This window comes from Paenibacillus sp. FSL K6-0108 (genome assembly GCF_045040695.1).
In the GTDB taxonomy this organism is placed as follows: Bacteria; Bacillota; Bacilli; order Paenibacillales; family Paenibacillaceae; genus Paenibacillus; species Paenibacillus pabuli_B.
Window position 1 is genome coordinate 6,308,188 of sequence record NZ_CP150288.1, and the last position, 17,416, is coordinate 6,325,603.

General features: G+C 45.9%; 15 protein-coding genes. 2 read left to right on the forward strand and 13 right to left on the reverse strand.

Annotation, left to right across the window (positions count from 1 at the left end):
- Nucleotides 1-65 precede the first annotated feature (65 nt).
- From MHB49_RS28650 to MHB49_RS28705, 12 genes are all read right to left on the reverse strand, one after another.
- A complete protein-coding gene (locus MHB49_RS28650) occupies nucleotides 66-1,694 on the reverse strand; it encodes a polysaccharide biosynthesis C-terminal domain-containing protein (RefSeq protein WP_405153882.1) in 1,629 nt (542 codons plus the stop codon).
- A gap of 60 nt (nucleotides 1,695-1,754) precedes the next feature.
- Nucleotides 1,755-2,195, reverse strand: a complete 441-nt coding sequence (locus MHB49_RS28655; RefSeq protein WP_090904586.1) for a DUF456 domain-containing protein — start codon at nucleotides 2,193-2,195, stop codon at nucleotides 1,755-1,757.
- A 54-nt stretch (nucleotides 2,196-2,249) separates the two neighbouring features.
- A complete protein-coding gene (locus MHB49_RS28660; protein WP_247899275.1) occupies nucleotides 2,250-2,999 on the reverse strand; it encodes a Cof-type HAD-IIB family hydrolase in 750 nt (249 codons plus the stop codon).
- A 672-nt stretch (nucleotides 3,000-3,671) separates the two neighbouring features.
- On the reverse strand, nucleotides 3,672-4,544 hold the full coding sequence (locus MHB49_RS28665; protein ID WP_339846131.1) for a metal ABC transporter permease: 873 nt from the start codon (nucleotides 4,542-4,544) through the stop codon (nucleotides 3,672-3,674).
- Entirely contained in the window at nucleotides 4,544-5,503 is a 960-nt protein-coding gene (locus MHB49_RS28670; protein ID WP_405153883.1) for a metal ABC transporter permease, read from the reverse strand. The genes MHB49_RS28665 and MHB49_RS28670 overlap by 1 nt, the downstream gene beginning before the upstream one ends.
- A 3-nt stretch (nucleotides 5,504-5,506) precedes the next feature.
- The gene (locus tag MHB49_RS28675) at nucleotides 5,507-6,328 is read right to left on the reverse strand and encodes a metal ABC transporter ATP-binding protein (RefSeq protein WP_405153884.1); all 822 of its coding nucleotides are present in this window, start codon (nucleotides 6,326-6,328) and stop codon (nucleotides 5,507-5,509) included.
- Nucleotides 6,329-6,359: 31 nt separating this feature from the next.
- A complete protein-coding gene (locus tag MHB49_RS28680) occupies nucleotides 6,360-7,307 on the reverse strand; it encodes a metal ABC transporter solute-binding protein, Zn/Mn family (protein ID WP_405157263.1) in 948 nt (315 codons plus the stop codon).
- A 259-nt stretch (nucleotides 7,308-7,566) separates the two neighbouring features.
- Nucleotides 7,567-9,549, reverse strand: a complete 1,983-nt coding sequence (locus MHB49_RS28685) for a peptidoglycan D,D-transpeptidase FtsI family protein (protein WP_405153885.1) — start codon at nucleotides 9,547-9,549, stop codon at nucleotides 7,567-7,569.
- Nucleotides 9,550-10,058: 509 nt separating this feature from the next.
- Nucleotides 10,059-10,583 (reverse strand): hypothetical protein, encoded by a 525-nt coding sequence (locus tag MHB49_RS28690; RefSeq protein WP_405153886.1) that lies wholly within the window; start codon nucleotides 10,581-10,583, stop codon nucleotides 10,059-10,061.
- Between the two features lie 328 nt (nucleotides 10,584-10,911).
- On the reverse strand, nucleotides 10,912-12,915 hold the full coding sequence (locus MHB49_RS28695; RefSeq protein WP_405153887.1) for a peptidoglycan D,D-transpeptidase FtsI family protein: 2,004 nt from the start codon (nucleotides 12,913-12,915) through the stop codon (nucleotides 10,912-10,914).
- A gap of 105 nt (nucleotides 12,916-13,020) precedes the next feature.
- Nucleotides 13,021-14,118: a transglutaminase domain-containing protein gene (locus tag MHB49_RS28700; RefSeq protein ID WP_079696716.1), complete on the reverse strand. Its 1,098-nt coding sequence runs from the start codon at nucleotides 14,116-14,118 to the stop codon at nucleotides 13,021-13,023.
- 69 nt (nucleotides 14,119-14,187) lie between these two features.
- The gene (locus MHB49_RS28705) at nucleotides 14,188-14,643 is read right to left on the reverse strand and encodes an ATPase (protein WP_090904588.1); all 456 of its coding nucleotides are present in this window, start codon (nucleotides 14,641-14,643) and stop codon (nucleotides 14,188-14,190) included.
- A gap of 216 nt (nucleotides 14,644-14,859) precedes the next feature.
- On the opposite strand from MHB49_RS28705, the gene MHB49_RS28710 reads away from it, so the two are divergent.
- Nucleotides 14,860-16,035 (forward strand): MFS transporter, encoded by a 1,176-nt coding sequence (locus MHB49_RS28710; RefSeq protein WP_405153888.1) that lies wholly within the window; start codon nucleotides 14,860-14,862, stop codon nucleotides 16,033-16,035.
- Between the two features lie 197 nt (nucleotides 16,036-16,232).
- A complete protein-coding gene (locus MHB49_RS28715; protein ID WP_090904536.1) occupies nucleotides 16,233-16,580 on the forward strand; it encodes a toprim domain-containing protein in 348 nt (115 codons plus the stop codon).
- An 80-nt stretch (nucleotides 16,581-16,660) separates the two neighbouring features.
- Here the strand turns inward: MHB49_RS28715 and MHB49_RS28720 are convergent, their stop codons facing one another.
- Nucleotides 16,661-17,272, reverse strand: a complete 612-nt coding sequence (locus tag MHB49_RS28720) for an SCO family protein (RefSeq protein ID WP_405157264.1) — start codon at nucleotides 17,270-17,272, stop codon at nucleotides 16,661-16,663.
- Nucleotides 17,273-17,416 lie beyond the last annotated feature (144 nt).

Below are 17,416 nucleotides of genomic sequence, written 5' to 3' on the forward strand. Positions count from 1 at the left end.
AAGCAGACAGAGCTTGTACTTATTTCAAACAATATAATGAAAATGTGTATTATGTGTTGAATCGATTACCCTCGTTGCCCGGCTCCACGTTGTAGACGCATAAGCGGACGAAGTATTTTTTGCAAAATACGAGGATAACTTCCTAGTTCGTCTTTACGAAGTACACGTAGAACAACCATGAGTACCAGGTAAACGACAACCACAAGCGCACCCACAAACAGACAAGTAACGAGGAAAGATACACGTGCTGGCAGGAATAAATCAAAGATGGAGTTACCAGCCCAGTTGGCTGCAAAACCAACACCCGCTGCAAGCAGAACAGTAATGATGAATCCTTTCCAACGATCACCCATGATTGAGAAATCAACAATTTTCCGAAGCACCCGCAGGTTCAGATACGTAATGACCAGGAAACATAATGCGGTTGCGATAATGATTCCATATATGCCAAAGATCGGAGCCAAGATCAGACTCGCTACAAGTTTGACTATGATGCCTGCTGCCACGCTGATCATTGTGATCCGTGGTTTGCCTACCCCGAGCAAAATGGAGTTGGTGGTCATCATCGTAATTTGGAAAATGGTACCGAAAGTCAACAATGTAATGATTGGTGTCCCGTCGGGACTAGTGAACAGCAATCCGTTAACGGAATACGCTGCCGCACACAAAGCGATAACAATTGGCATTCCTGTCAGAATCGAAATGCGCATAGCAAGCGTCACCTGATTTTTCAGATGAACTTCATCCTTCCGAGCAAAAGCTGCTGAAATGACTGGCACAAGCGATTGACTCAGTGCGATAGCCAAAATGGGCGGAATACCAGCGATACTTTGGGCCTTGGCACCCAGGATCGCAAGTACTCCTGTCGCTTCCTCCAGTCCGATCCGTCCGCTGAGCAGCGGAACTACCAGCGATGAATCGATAAAGTTAATCGCCGGAACAGCGAGCGAGGATAATACGATTGGAATCGAAAGTTTGAATATATCGCTGTAAATGCCCCGCATGGGTAATTGCTCCGCACGCTCGTAATTCAATTGCGCTGCACGGTCATTTTTGCGCAGTTTCAAGGTGAAGTACAGCATAACAGCAAAAGCGCCAATGCTCCCGAATACGCCACCAAATGAAGCCCCTGCAGCAATCGTTTGATCATCATAATTCCATTGCAGCATAACATACGCCACAATAATCGCTGTACCTACACGTGCAAACTGCTCCACAATCTGTGAAATGCCGCCTGCCGTCATATTGCCGCGACCCTGGAAATATCCACGCATCATGGCTATCGCCGGAAAGAGCAGCAGTGCTGGAGCCAAGGCCCGAATGGCGCTCACCGATTCAGGAACTTTGGATACGTACGTCGCATAATAAGGCGCAGCGAACCATAGTAAAGCAGACATTACTACCCCGGCAACAGCCGCAAAGATCAGGGCTGCGCGGTAGATTTGTTGTGCTTCACCTGCGCGTCCCAGTGCATAGCGTTCCGAAACCATTTTACTAAGTGTACTCGGTATGCCTGCTGTAGCTACGGTTAACAGCATTAAATATACCGTGTTGGAGATGGTAAACGATGCGTTACCGATATCGCCGAGGATGTGCTCCAGCGGTACCCGTTGAACCAATCCGAGTACCCTCGCAATCAGCGCAGCTGCCGCCAAAATGAGTGTACCCCTAATGAATGTTTCCTTCTTAGACAAGCCAATTCCCCTTCTTTCCCCCACACCGACGTGTATCCAGATCAAGCCGCTCCCGAACGTCTATGCGAATCTTACCACCCAGATAATAAACAGAACAATCATGACGATTTGCAAAATAATTTTCATGACGGTGCTTGTAAATAGCCCCACCACCGAACCAAATCCGACTTTGGAAGCTTTGGCAGGTGAAGACCCTCCAATCAGTTCCCCGATAAAAGCACCGATAAATGGTCCCAGTACGAGACCGAATGCCGGAATGACAAATGGGCCTATGATGACACCAATCGTACTGAGAGTCGTCGATAATTTGGAGCCGCCGAATTTCTTCACACCCCAGGCACTGACGACGTAATCAGCCACAAACAGTACCACGACGATCAATATCTGGATAATCCAGAACCATACACCAAACGGATCAAAGCTGAAGAACCATCCATAGACCAGAAACGCGAAGAAAATCGCTATAGCACCAGGCAGTATGGGATATACCGTTCCCGCCATCCCCACCGCAAACAGCAGTACAATCAAAATCCAGCCAACGGTTGCGAGCAAAGGTTACTCCCCCTTCAAAATATGTTCACGAATAACTTCGACAATGCCATCTTCGTTGTTGCTCGCTACGATCAGGTCAGCTGCTTCCTTCACTTGATCCTGCGCGTTGCCCATCGCAACACCAAGACCCACAGCTTCAATAACAGCCAAATCATTCAAGCTGTCTCCAACAGCAACCACTTCGGACATCTCTATGCCCAGCAGCTTGCAGACTTCAGCTACGCCGCTCGCTTTGGATATACCACCAGGGTTAATTTCAATATTAACAGGTGAGGAGTTCGTCATTTGCAAGCCACCCATTTGCTGCAGCTCCATCATAATCTGGTGACGAACTTCATCCACTTCAGTGTTGAATCCGAATTTCAGCCATTCCAGACCTTCAATATTGTCCGTCCAGCGATCACGGTTGAACAGCTCTTCCACGGAGTATGCCCAGTACCAGCTATTATATTTTTCTCCAATCTCCTGCATTTTGCGGATCAATGCCGGGTCCATCAGATGGCGCATATGCAGATCATGCGGAGCCTTCCAAACTTCGCTGCCATTAACCGTAACCATCGGGGTCTCCAGCCCAAGCTGCACCGCATAAGGCATTGCATGAAAAACAGCTCTTCCGGTCGAAAGGCACACATGCACTCCCCGACGAATGGCGATCTGAATCCATTTGGCGGTTTCCTGTGTGATCTCATGATTATCGTTAAGCAATGTTCCATCCATATCCAATGCAAGCAATTTGTATTTTAATTCACTCATGCCGTATTTCCTCCTCAGTTGTCTCTCTCCAAGTTGAACTCATGGATATACATCTAGACACTAAGTGGCCAGAAAACCTTTCGATCGCTGTTATCTTTGATTTTATATATTTCCTTTATAGCTACAACATTGGTATTCCTAAGGGTCTGCAGAGTGAACGTTACGGGGACGGATCGTCTTCCGATCGCTGTTGTATCCAAGTTTTCTTGAACCAACTTTCTAATAGTTGTAATTTGGATACAAAGGCGAACGCTTCGCTTCTTCAGATCGATTCCGTTCCCTCCACTACGCCTGTTATTTATAAAACCCAATATACCTGTTTGGAAAAACAAAGTTTATAAAACCAAGTAATCGCTTCTTCAGGTCCCTTCTGTCCTCTCCGTTTCCCAATGTATCTCCAGTTCAACTTATATGCTCTTTATATCTATCTAACATACTCTCACAAAAAGATCGCCCGGCATTCGCGTAGGCGGATGCTCCGGACGTCACAGCTAACGACATTTTACCACAGATCATCGCCCTGCAACAAAGTAACCCGCGATAAGGGTGAACCTTTGCAACATGGCAACAAATGTCTATTCCAATTCGTGTAAGAGTCTGGTATGAGATCAAACTTACTCAAATCCATGAAAAAACCGCCTGCAAATGCAGGCGGCTGCTACTTTTTATTCATTACCGTGCCGCGAATTTGCGACGAGCATACCGGAAGACAATACCATGCTTTGGAGACAGCAGCAGGGCCAGCACAAACAGAATGCCTGCTACGGCCACCATGCAACCTGCAATGGAAGCATCCAGCGCGTAAGCCATGATATAGCCTCCAACCGAGGAAGCCGCTCCTACGAGCACGCTGTACAGAATCATTTTGCCCAATCGATCCGTGAGTAAGTACGCCGTCGCCGCAGGTACAATCAGCATGCCTACCACGAGAATGGACCCTACGCTTTCAAATGAAGCCACCGATGTCATGGAAACGAGCCCCATCAGCAGATAGTGGAACAGTACCACCGGAATGCCACAGGCCGCAGCCAACGCCGGATCAAAAGCACACAACTTGAACTGTTTGTAGAACAAGCCGATGACAAGGAGAATGACCAGCAAGGTGATGCCCAGCATCCAGACCGCCCTCGGGCCTACATCCGTCCCTCCAAGTGTTAGGGTATCCCACTGGACATAGGCGATCTCACCGAACAGCACGCAGTCCAGATCCAGATCAATATGCGCGGCATTCAGACTGATCAGAATGACACCCACTGCGAAGAGTGCCGTAAACACTATTCCGATGGAAGCATCCGATGATAGTCCACCAGCCTGCAAGCTTTGAATGAAGAACACCGTCAGTAATCCAAATACCGTTGCGCCGAGCAGCATCCATAACGAATCACGTGAGCCGCTCCACAGGAAAGCAATCGCAATACCCGGAAGCACCGCGTGACTGATTGCATCTCCAACCAGTGCCATCCGCCTTAATATAAGAAAACAGCCAAGAATGGCGCAGGCAGAGGATACCAGAATGGCCGTTAATATAATCCAAAACGTTGCCATTACAACTCACCCCGTTCCTGCTGTGCCCGCTGTGCAGAGAGTGTCTGGAGCGTGGCATGCTCTTCTCTCAAATAAGCGGATTTCGCCTGTATACTTCGCAAGCGCCGTGCCAGCAGTCCACGTCGTGGAGCAAGCAACGCGGAACCCGCAAATAGCACTGTCGCTGCCAGTACCGTTACTGGCCCTGTCGGCAGATTAGGCACCAATGTACTGAAGATTGTACCTGTCGCACCGCTTAGTGCTCCAAATACACCAGCCAACAGTACCATAAGTGAGAGCGAGTCCGTCCAGCAGCGGGCTGCTGCTGCAGGTGTTACCAGCAAAGCAGCGACAAGCACCACGCCAACCGCCTGAATCCCCGCAACAACCGCAATCACGGTCAACAGCAGAATCAGCTGTTCCAACATGCCAACCGGCAATCCCATGCCTCGTGCAAAGCCCGGGTCAAAACTCACCAACTTGAACTCCTTGAACCATGCCAGACAAGCAATCAATAATACAAGACAGACACCACCCATGACATACACATCCGTCATCACCATGGATGCGGCCTGACCAAACAAATATTTATCCAGTCCGCTTTGACTGCCACTAGCTCCGTGCTGAATACGAGTAAGCATCACTACGCCAATTCCGAAAAATACAGTCAGTACAATCCCCATCGCCGCATCCTGCTTGATCCGGGAATACCGTGTAATCCACGATATGCCGAAGGTCGCCACAATTCCAGCGACGAGCGCACCGAACAGAAATAATCCAACAGATTTGGTTTCAGTCAACATAAACGCGATACAAATTCCCGGTAGAGCTGCATGCGCCAGCGTATCTCCCATAAGACTCTGACGACGCAAAAATGTAAAAGAGCCAATAATTCCACTACTGAATCCAAGCAGCAAGCAGCCAAGCAGTATCCAGCGAGTATTGGGATCGGACAAAATGGCTGCTATCCAGTTCCACATGCACTACACCTGGCCTTTCTCCGACCGGCTTCCGATCATTGCTATCCGGCCTCCGTACGTCTCTTGCAACGTATCCGGTACAAATACTTCATTCGTCGGTCCACCTGCAACCAACCGTCCGTTTAGCAGCAAGACATGGTCAAAATATTCCTCCACTGTCGCCAGATCATGGTGAACAACCAGTACGGTCTTCCCTTGCTTCTTTAACTGTTCCAATAATGAAATGATGGCTTTTTCTGTTGTGGCGTCCACACCTGCAAACGGCTCATCCATGAAATACAATTCGGCATCCTGTACCAGTGCCCGTGCCAGAAAGACACGCTGCTGCTGTCCACCGGACAGCTGACTGATCTGGCGGTACATATAATCACCCATGCCCACTTGCTCCAGGCAGTGAGCTGCCAGATCCCGTTCTTTTTTACCTGGACGGCGGAACCAGCCCAGATGTCCATAACGCCCCATCATGACAACATCGAGGGCGTGGGTCGGGAAATCCCAATCGACGGATTCACGCTGAGGTACGTAGCCGATGCGGCGCCGCTGTTCTCGGTAGGACTGACCAAAAATTTTAACTTCGCCGTGCATTTTGGGCACTAGTCCCAGAACGGCTTTGATTAAGGTTGATTTCCCGGCCCCATTGGGACCCAGAATGCCAATCAGCTGACCTTCCGGGATGTCAAAAGATACCCCACTGAGCACCGGTTTTTTATGGTAAGCCACCGCCAGATCCCGAACACTAAGAGGAGCTGATGTAGGCTGTGTTCCCTTCAGATGGTTAGCATTTGGTTGTGGTTGAGATTTTTCAGATAAAATGGTCTCACTCATACTCTTTCCTCTCCTTTCTTCATAAGGTTTCTCATTTTAATGCCTCTACAATTGTCTGAGTGTTGTGGCGGATCATGCCGATATACGTTCCTTCTTCTGTTCCATCAGCACCCATCGCATCCGAGAACAGCTCGCCACCAATGCTTACGGTGTGTCCTTTTTCGGCTGCCCCGGCAATAATCGCTTCCATCGCTTTTGCCGGTACGCTGGATTCTACAAATACCGCTTTGATATTGTTTTCTACAAGGTAATCCCGCAACTCACTGACATCCCTCGCACCATACTCTGCTGCTGTACTGATTCCTTGAAGCCCCATTACTTTCATGTCATAAGCTTGGCCGAAGTATCCAAAGGCATCATGCGCCGTAACCAATACCCGGCTGGCTTCCGGTATCTCCTGGATTTTTTCCCGCACCTCGGCATCCAATGCCTTCAGTTTCGTTAGGTACTGCTCCGCTTGTACCTTGTATTCTTCTGCGTGTTCAGGATCCGCTTCCACGAGTGTATCGCGCACCGCCTCTGCGGCATGCATCCAGTGGCTGACGTCAAACCAGACATGTGGATCGTATTCCGTTCCGCCTGTATCTTTTCCTGAACGCAATTCCTCCACCGGAATGTTCTCCGAGACAGCCGTTACTATTTTGCTCTTGGACATTTTCTCCAAGATGTCTGTCATTTTGCCTTCAAGATGCAATCCGTTATAGAAAATGACCTTTGCTTGCTCCAGCTTCCGAATATCTCCCTGCGAAGCCTTGTACAAGTGAGGATCAACCCCTGGGCCCATCAGCCCGGTCACATCAACATATGCCCCGCCGACCTCACGTGCTACATCCGCAATCATGCCTGTTGTGGCTGTGACTTGTACCTTCCCTTCACTGCCTCCTGTTTCCGCTGAACCTGAGCATGCTGTTAGCACGATAACCAAAACAACAGCTGCAAGCGTCATTAATCCTCTCTGTATGCTCCTCATCTTCACCATCAACAATTCCAATCGCCCCTTTCCCTCTCCTAACATAATTGTCCATGCCTAATTTTGTTGTACAAGGTATCAAAATTTATACTCGTCTAATAATGTTTCCCTTGTGCAAATTTTAGCCGATGAAAAATAAAAAGGCAAGGGATAATTTCCCCTGCCTGTCCAAAAGAGTATATTGGCGATTTAATTAGCCTGTTTTCTTTTCCACTTATCTTCTGTTCTTTATCCTTTACGTTGCTTCATTCACGTTGCTTCATTCACGTTACTCCGTATCTTTCCCCTGATCTTTCTTCCCTTTTGGGGTCCCATCGAGGCCATACACTTCATCGTATGCATCGAAGATTTTCCGTGCAATCGGCGAGGCACTGACTGACCCGAACCCACCTTCCGGTACAACGACAGCTACAGCAAGCTTCGGATTGTCCCGTGGTGCAAAGGCTATAAATACACCATTCTCTTTCTTGTTCGGTCCTGTACCCTGCTCCGAGGTTCCTGTTTTTCTGGCATAATCGTAGGGGAAACCGTCAAACGAACTTACTTTGGTGACCATACCCTTATGCACTTCATTCCAGTATGCATCGGCAAAATCAACCTTGTTTAACACTTTTGGTTTGATTTTCTTGACCACATTGCCCTCGACGTCACGGATTTCTTTCACCAAATGTGGTTCCATACGTTTGCCCTTATTGGCAAGCATCGTGGTATATTGTGCGAGTTGAAGTGTTGTATACTTCGCTTGCTGGCCAAATGAAGCAAACGCTAGCCGCGTCAGGCCTGATTCATCATTATCAAAATTGTATTCTAGCGTGCCCAGATACTCTTTCGGCAGATCCACTCCTGTAGACACGCCCAAACCGAACTTTTTCATATATCTGTCCCACACTTCCACACCTTCGGTCGCCCCATATTTTTTATAAAGACCCTTACCCACCATATCGATCATAAAAGCGTTGGAAGATTTCTCGATCGCTCTTCTCGCCGTAATTGAGCCGTTAAATGCCGAGTGCGAGTTTCGAACCTTTCTCCCATCCTTCCCCAAAGTGGCGTACCCTTGGTCATAATAGGTTTGTCCTGTACTGAATAAACCTTCTTTCAATCCAATTAGTACACTAAGAGGCTTAATAACGGAACCCAACAAAACAACGGACTCAGCCTTTTTACCCGAATCATTGGGAGGGAAAGACTCCGCGGTTCCGTTGCGGAATACATACTTTATTTTGTCGTAATCCCATTTATCATTTGGATCATAATCCGGCATGCTTGCCATCGCTACTACGTTACCTGTATCGATTTCCATTGCCACAGCATATCCTGTAATAGCATTAGGCAACTTTCTCAATTCATCTGTAATAGCTTGTTGTGCAACCATCTGAATTTCCTTGTTAATGGTTGTAATTATACTATACCCCTTTTCAGGTGGGGTCAGATTCATCGTTCCGTCTGGTAAATTGCGTGCATCAATATCGATGGACTGGTAGCCGCTTCGTCCACGAAGCTCTTCCTGATATTGGAGCTCCAATCCATCAAAGCCAACCTTCTCCTCCTGATTATATACAAGACCTGGGTCACGCTGAGTTGAATTAGACTCCAAGATCGTTTTATATTGTTTCAACGTAGTTGGCACTCGTTTGAATTCTCTTGTATAGCCGACCACTTGAACAGCTACCCTATCTGGATCGTATCTTCGGACATTTTCCTCAAGGACCATAACGCCTGGAAAATCTGCTTTTTTCTCCATGAAATAGGCAATCTCTTTGGTTGTTAAATCGGATTTAACCAACCTAGGTACATACCCAAAAGTCTTCTGATATTCGAGATCCAGTCGCTTCATGATCTCTTCTGCATCGGGTTGTTCTTTGTCCCCCGGATTAAACTGCTTAAATATAGCCGCCAGTTCATCCGCAAGTTCCTGCGCCTCCTGCTTGCGGTCATCATTTCTATAATCCTCGTACAGCAACACATAGAGGGACTGCACAGGCTCCGAATAAGCCAGCGCGACCTTCCCTGTCGCATCATAGATTGGCCCCCGAACAGGAGCGAGCGGAATATCTTTGGTATTACGGCTGGTTTCCATATAGGTCAGTTCAGGTCCCTCGACAAATTGCACAAAGGCCAACCTAAAAATTAGGATACTGAATATTACAAACGCAGCGAAAAAAAACATATTCATTCTTACACTAGACGGCTTGTTGTTGACTGGTGTATCTTCATTGGACATTTTCTTTTTCCTCAATCGGTTAAACATGGGATAAGCCTCTCCGTTCTTATGTAAAAGTATAGTTAACAATCTGAATAAAATTATAGTTATAACTTATATAAGTCTACCAAAGGTTGCTTGTAACATCTTCCTAATTATAGTTACATTTTCGTAAACTAGGGATATATATTCGTTATAGATTACTCTGATATATTTATATAGTTATTCATCTGTATAAACGTAATACATTCCGTTTAGTTACACAGTATTTTGTAAAATGCAGCATCTTCCTTCTCCCATATCAAAAAGAGGACCCGATTGGATCCTCTCCTTTACGCTATGAATTAATCTGTACCTGCTTCTTCATTCCGGGATAACTCACCCTAGTTGCCAATGCAAAAAACACCTCCAAGATGATCTCCTTATCTTACGACAAGGTTTCATTCACTTGAAGGTGTTTTAACTTGTCTCTCGTTATGGGGTCAGTTCCGTTAAGGTAGTGAAGTGTTTTTACCAATGTTTTAGGTTCATTGCAACAGATCCATTAACTTATTTAATTAATTAGACGGAGTAGTGTAAACGTTACCTGTTGTGCTAGCTGTCATTTCACCACTTGCACCTGCAGGGAAATAAACGCTTAATGTATATGTACCTGGCAACACATAAGTCCAGGCAACATGCTCATTAGTAGTGTCACCGTAGACATCTCTAAATGTTAGACTATTCCCACTAGAACTTGTGAGATGATAATATAATCTAGGCTTATTAATCGATGGAGCTTTACCACCTGTTCTTTTTTGGGTAACAAGTAATGCAACAGTCGATTTTTCCGAAATTGTGAATGTCGATAGTTTTACTTCTTCATCTTGCTTAATATCAATATTCCAATATCCATTTACTGCTCTAGGCATAATAAGTGAGTCAGAAATTGATGTTGGGTTAGATTCCACTGAACTTTGGATCAAATCCACGGAGCTTTGGCTTGACTCCGTAAAAATTTTACTAGAGTCAGCAAAACTTGGAACAGCCATTAAAAGAGACGAGGCTAGTATAGAGGAAAATAGAACAGATATTTTTTTCATAATATACAATTCCACCTTTTTCTTTTTTAGTAAAAATAATAAAGTCGGCCGACATGGATTTAAAATACCATATATTTATAATTATGTCTATCATTTTCAAGTAGATTAAAAGATAATTTATTGTCATGATTCCTATCTTTTATTTAACTCCAAATATTCAACACTAGTTAAACCCGTTAATAGAATTCTACTTTTTTTCATTCTTAACACTTAGTTCTATCTCACTCAATCAAGAATATTTCATAATATAAATGAAAAATACTCCCAGAGAGTAGACTACTTAATAATGTCTACTCTAGGGAGTATATTAAATCAACCTTAAATTAACTTACGGCTTTTTCTTCGGTACACCGTCCAGACCAAACTCCTCGTCATACGCATCGAAGATCGCACGTGCAACTGGTGCCGCACTACTGGAACCGAAGCCCCCTTCCGGGATAACCACAGCTACAGCCAGCTTCGGATTGTTACGCGGTGCGTAAGCAATAAACACCCCGTTATCCACCAATTTTCCTCCGACTAACTGTGTGGATGTACCTGTTTTTCTGGCAAAGTCATAAGGGAAACCGCTAAATGAAGATACCTCCGTTGCCATGCCTCGCTGTACCTCATTCCAGTAAGCATCATTAAATTCGACTGTGCTGAGCACTTTCGGTTTCATTTTCTCAACCACATTGCCTTCCGAATCACGGAACTCACTGACTAATTGAGGCTGCATTCGTTTTCCTTTATTCGCTAGCATCGTAGCATACTGTGCCAGCTGCATCGTTGTATATTTCCCTTGTTGTCCAAAGGAGGCATATACCAGACGTGTTAAAGAACTCTCCAATTCATTCTCATATTCTTTGAGACCAGATTTCTCATTAGGCAAGTCTACTCCTGTAGACACACCAAGACCGAATTGCTCCATGTACTTATCCCATACGCCAATTCCCTTGGCGCCATACTTGGAGTACAGCTTCTTGCCGATTTCATCAATCATGAACACGTTGGAAGAATGACGAATCGCATCATGCGGAGTCAACAGTCCATATACGTGACCGGAGGAGTTCTGTACTCTGCGGTTATCTCCACCGAAAGTCGTTGAACCTCTGTCCGAATAAACGGAATTGGTCGTGAAAAAACCTTCCTTCAAACCAATCAATACACTAAGTGGTTTGATTGTGGAACCAAGCAATACAACCGATTCCGCCCGTTTCCCTGAATCGTCTGGCGGGAATCCACGAATGGTACCATTTTGATAAATATATTTTATTTTATCGTAATCTTCCGTGCTTATACCGCCAGTTCTCCACACGTTCGTGTCGTAATCCGGCATACTGGCAGCAGCAACAATCTTCCCTGTATCCACTTCCATTGCGACTGCAAAACCTGTTTTTGCATTCGGATGCAGCTTACCGGAGACCTGATGTGTATGCAGCCAGCTAAGTTGATCCAGTATCGCCTGTTCTGTCTTCACCTGAACATTTTTGTTAATCGTTGTAATCAGGTCATACCCTTTTTCGGGTGGGGTAGTGCCTGCTACACCTTCAGGCAAATTCCGCAAGTCAACGTCCACGGAGTTATAACCACTTTTTCCCCGCAGAACATCCTGATATTGCAGTTCCAGTCCATCAAAGCCAACAAACTCGTTCTCGGTATATACAAGCCCGGGGTCCGTTTGCTTTTTATTAGCCTCATCAATCTCTTGGTACTTTTTCAACGATTTGGAGCTTTTGAACTTTTTGAGATAACCAATCGTCTGAACGGCTACCGTATCCGGATCATAATAACGTACACTTTCCTCTACAATCTGAATTCCCTTGAATTCGTCCTTATGCTGTAGAAAGTAGGCCACTTCTTCATCAGACAGATCACTCTTGATCAGACGTGGCATGAACCCATTCGCTTTACGCGAATTGAGGTCCATTGCTTCTAAGATGTTATCGACCGTAAGGGCCTCCGAATCCTTTTTCTTATACTGCTCAAAAACATCATGCAGCCGGGTGGCGATGTCCTCCACTTCCGCTATATTCGGATTTGGTTTGCCATCCACATCCCCATAATTTTTGTATAAAGTCAGATACAAGGATTGAATCGGCTTGGAGTAAGCCAGTTTCACCTCACCCGTGGAATCATAGATGGTTCCTCTCACAGGAGCGAGCGGTACATCTTTGGTAATGTTACTCGCTTCCTCCTGACTGAGCTCAGGCCCTTCCACGAATTGCAAAAATGCCAGCCGCACAATAATAACGCTAAAAATAACAAAGGAAGCGAAGAAAAATACGTTCATTCGGTAACTGAAGCGCCGCTTGTCCGTAAGTTCGTCCTTCTCTTTTGAATGATTGTTCATTCATCCTACCTCTTTCATGACTTGATGCATACCGTCCAGACTTTACAGCCTCGGCATGATAACCTGGCAACGTCGTCATCTCCCGGACCCATGTCCGGCGTAATGTTATGCTGATTGATCTTTCAGATGGGTATCGGCAAAGTTAGGAGGATTGAACCAATCGCCACTGATTGCCCAAGTAGGGTCAAGCGGAATCCAGCTTTCCGAATCACTTAAATATATTTCATTCCAGGCATGCGGACCATAACCACCCTGCCCGTTATAACCAAGACCTGTAACCACTTTGACTTCCAGCCCCTGTGAACGAGCCATGACCGCATATAGACGCGCGTAATCGATACATACGCCTTGACGTGTATCAAATGTATTCTGTGGCGTCTGCTCATGCCATATGCCCTTTTGCTCATAGTCATCCACTTTGCCATAGTCATATTGAATGCGAGAACCTACCCAGTCATATAATGCCCTGGCTTTCGCTTCATCTGTCGTTTGACCTTTCACAATTTCTTTTGCCGCAGATTCAATATCTGCCGGAATGTTATGGTCAATGACTTCATATTTGCGTTGCAGGATCGCGCCAAGTTCCTTTTGCACGGCTTGCGTAAATACAGGCAGCTTGTCTTTGATGAAAGTACCTGATAATGGCTCTATAACCGATTTGGCCCCTTGCATATAAATGGGTGAAGCCTCTACATAGCGACTAAACATGCTGCCCGGATAGAGACTGACAATCATGAACAACACGGCAATCACAATCATCCCGCGGACGGAGCCGATAACTGTACCAATCACAGCACCCGTAAAGCGGCTGAAAAATCCTTTTGGTCTGCTTTCTTGCTCTGCTGCACTGTATCTTCTGCTGAAAATAAGGGAAGAAAGCAATCCGAGAACCAATCGGATGAAGCCATAACTAATTACAAACAACACGGCAAACCGCATCAGCGGAAAATCAGCAATCGCCGTAATCAATGTATAATACATCTGCTCCCATCGGTTCAATTCACGGTTTGGCATGTCTGCCGCATGCACAGACAACCATTGCTGAACATATGGCGCAAGCCATAAGGTTAAACCGATGGATAACAGAATACCAATGACCGCCATAATGCCATCCATGAGGAATCCAAAGAGTCTTCCTGCCGAACGCGAAGCACCTCTGGACCACCCCTGAAGCAATGAAGCAGCCACAATCAGCAGCAGCATAATCGTTATGCCGTTGAATTCTTTCAGACTATCCAGCCAACTTTGCAGCACGTATCCATTCCTCCTTTACTACGAAGACGGTGCTGTTCCGTTCTCCTGTGCCTGTTTGACAAAAGTTCGTATCGTTTCATTGTCGACCTTCCATTCACCCACTGAGATCCCCCGGAATGTAACATCGACTTTATCCGAATTCGTTCTACCCTTAATCTCCACATTGGGGCTTGTGATGGTAAATGCTCCATCCTGTCCCTTGGTGTATGTTGCTTTGGAAGCTTCTTTGAGCATCATGCTCGTCGCTTCCTTCTTCAATGTGTCCATCGTACTTGATTGAACGTCAGTAACTGTCTGTTTGATCTGATCAATGGAGATGCCGCTGTATATCAGTAGAGCCGCAATAATGATGATGGCAATCGCCCATTTCAATACGGTTTTGACCACGTTCAGAACAAAGAACAAAATGATCAACGCAACCACAATCACCAGCCAGTTCTGCATCACAAACTCTTTGATTACTTCTATGTTCATGACTACACCTTCCGTATTAGAGTTGATTATTAACACTTCCCGAATATTATACATGATTTCCGAAGCTGCTGTCAGCTAAGCCCTCCTATGTAAAAATAAACGGTCTAAGTTCGTCCCGCCGGGCGTACAAGTAGTACCATGAGGTTCTGTCCAAGGAACGGGGAACACATCATGACCAGTAATTGAACATGCATCGCTTAACAAGGAGGGGCTTATGTGAAAACGGCCATCTGGCTATATCTATTTTTGTTCCTTGCTGTTTTTGATCTGCACGCGCAGTATCCAATCTTGACCCCTTTCGCTATCTCGCTCGGGGCTGCCCCGACCTTCATCGGCTGGATGATGGGCATCTATTCCTTGACTCATCTCCCAGGCAATCTGATTGCCGGAACCCAAATCGACAAACATGGCAGCCGTCGTTACATTGTATTCAGTTTGCTGGGTGCAGGCATCATTTTGCTAATCCAGGCTCAAATCCATACGCCATGGCAGCTGCTCGCCCTGCGCTCCGTCAGCGGGTTTGTACTTGCTTTTCTGTCTCCGGCCTGTCTCGCACTGCTTGCGCAATTATCAAATGATCCGATCAAGCAAGGCAAGTATATGTCAGGTCATGGCGTCGTACATACGCTGGCATCCGTGGTGTCCCCCGCCGCAGGCGCATTGATCGTCGGAGCTTTAGGATTTTCCGCCACCTTTGCGAGTCTCGGTTATCTGCTCATTCTGTCCGGCGTTATCGCATGGTTATCCATGCCCAAAGGCCTCGCTGAGGTTCAGCACGAAAAAGTGACCGAGCCCGCCATGCCTAGCAACCTGGCTGGAGAAAAAAGAAAATTCCTGCCCGTATCCTGGCGATATTTTGCTCTGCCCCTTGTCATTGCTTGTGCTCAAGGAATTCTTTTTTTTGAACTGCCTCTGCGTGGAGGCGGACATTCATCGATGATGTCTACCGGACTTTTGTTTTCCATTATCAGTGTTGGAGCACTATTTACCCTGAGCATGCTATTTCTCAACCGCTATTCCCCCAAACTGCGGTTGATTGCAGGTGTGCTGCTGATGTCTTTATGTTTCTTTGTTATGGCGGCGATACCACAAATTCCGTTGTCTTCCGTGCTTTTCGTTCTGGGGATGTCCAAAGGCATTATTTTCCCAGCCATGGCAACACTCTTTATTCATTTAAGCGGCGGAAACAAGCTGGGTCGTATCTTCTCATTACAATCCATTGCTACCTCCATCGGTTCTTTCATCGGCCCAATCACAGCAGGACAGCTCCGTATGGGGTTATCGCCGTATTTCATTGCCTTTGTATTATTGATGATCGGCATTATGCTGCTCCCTTACTTCACAGCCAGACGGGAAGCTTCCCTATCTGATCCTAAAAGCATACTTGGTTGACCTTATCAGGATGTTCTATATCCAACCCCTTTGACAGCCGAAAGGCTTGTATTTTTCTTGGCTTTGCATCATTCCCCCATTTACAGCTAAACTATATAAAATGGACGAACGGTTCCATTTTATATAATTCAGTCGATTTTCGCTGCAACATTTCCCGGGGAATGTCGACATAAGCTCTCGATCAAGAGGTGAATATGATGCCTATTCATGTCATTGTGGAAGGTAAAAATGACCGCAGCAAACTCAAACGTCTTGTAGGGCCCGAAATCAACATTTTGTGTACGTTTGGAACACTGAATTCCCTCAAACTAGAGTCGCTGCGCAAACAGGTTGGTTACGATGAGGTCTACTTATTTATGGATAATGACAGTTCGGGTAAAAAAATCAGGGGTGTGCTGCGAGATGCCTTCCCGGATGCAGTGCAGATGTATACACGACGCGGTTATGCGGGTGTGGAGGGAACTCCCGACGAATACATCATCGCCCAGTTGGAGAAAGCCGGATTGGAATCGTATATCCAATATCCTGAACTCCCATCGTTCTAAACCATAAGAGGCTGCTCGCCGGGTATTTATTCAACCCAGGGAGCAGCCTCTTTATTTGCGGAGTTATTTTGAAGACATCTTTATTCCTTAATCAGATTGCGAATGTCCTCTGCGATGATTGCTGGTTCAACATCCTCTGTATTAAACGCGTTGTATACTTTGCGCAACTGGTTATTTCGATCCACCAATCCAATCATGTTCATATGGGCAAAATCTTCCTTACTCTCACCCTCAATGAGGATCTGGAATGATTCCTTGGCAAGCTGCTTTGTTTGATCCATATCCCCCCGCAGGAAGTACCATCCATCATAATCCGCGTGGAATCGATCTGCAAATTCCTTAATCTTTTCCTTGGTATCCACTTTCGGGTCAAACGAAATGGACACAAACGAGACATCCTTGCCAAAGGTATCGTCCTCTTTCAACAGATCCTGCACTTGGGATAACGTAAACGTCGTAATTGGGCACACATCCGGACAACTGGTGAAATAAAAGTAGAACAAACGCACCTTGCCTTTGGTATCATCCAGAGATACTGTACTTCCATCTACATTTTCCATTGAAAAGGATTGAATCTCCCGAATCTCGGGTAATTTTTCCTTGCTGGCAAAAACGGTGCCCCACATCAAATACACAGCCATAATTAGTGCGAGCCCCAGCAGCATCCATGTCCATTTATACTTTTTCAGCATCATTCTCGTCCCTTCCGATATCAGATCATATGAATACGCATACATAAAATTTTAACGGCTTTCGATAAATATCATGGACTCTGGATCGTGTTTTTTAATGGTTTTTCTTCATTCCAACACCACTTTGATGCATATGTATATCAA

Coding starts and splice junctions, on each gene's coding strand:
- MHB49_RS28655 (WP_090904586.1), bottom strand. CDS start 2,195: ATGGCGGGAACGGTATATCCCATACTGCCTGGTGCTATAGCGATTTTC.
- MHB49_RS28720 (WP_405157264.1), bottom strand. CDS start 17,272: ATGCTGAAAAAGTATAAATGGACATGGATGCTGCTGGGGCTCGCACTA.
- MHB49_RS28675 (WP_405153884.1), bottom strand. CDS start 6,328: ATGAGTGAGACCATTTTATCTGAAAAATCTCAACCACAACCAAATGCT.
- MHB49_RS28695 (WP_405153887.1), bottom strand. CDS start 12,915: ATGAACAATCATTCAAAAGAGAAGGACGAACTTACGGACAAGCGGCGC.
- MHB49_RS28715 (WP_090904536.1), top strand. CDS start 16,233: ATGCCTATTCATGTCATTGTGGAAGGTAAAAATGACCGCAGCAAACTC.
- MHB49_RS28700 (WP_079696716.1), bottom strand. CDS start 14,118: ATGCTGCTGCTGATTGTGGCTGCTTCATTGCTTCAGGGGTGGTCCAGA.
- MHB49_RS28660 (WP_247899275.1), bottom strand. CDS start 2,999: ATGAGTGAATTAAAATACAAATTGCTTGCATTGGATATGGATGGAACA.
- MHB49_RS28705 (WP_090904588.1), bottom strand. CDS start 14,643: ATGAACATAGAAGTAATCAAAGAGTTTGTGATGCAGAACTGGCTGGTG.
- MHB49_RS28670 (WP_405153883.1), bottom strand. CDS start 5,503: ATGTGGAACTGGATAGCAGCCATTTTGTCCGATCCCAATACTCGCTGG.
- MHB49_RS28685 (WP_405153885.1), bottom strand. CDS start 9,549: ATGTTTAACCGATTGAGGAAAAAGAAAATGTCCAATGAAGATACACCA.
- MHB49_RS28680 (WP_405157263.1), bottom strand. CDS start 7,307: ATGGTGAAGATGAGGAGCATACAGAGAGGATTAATGACGCTTGCAGCT.
- MHB49_RS28665 (WP_339846131.1), bottom strand. CDS start 4,544: ATGGCAACGTTTTGGATTATATTAACGGCCATTCTGGTATCCTCTGCC.
- MHB49_RS28690 (WP_405153886.1), bottom strand. CDS start 10,583: ATGAAAAAAATATCTGTTCTATTTTCCTCTATACTAGCCTCGTCTCTT.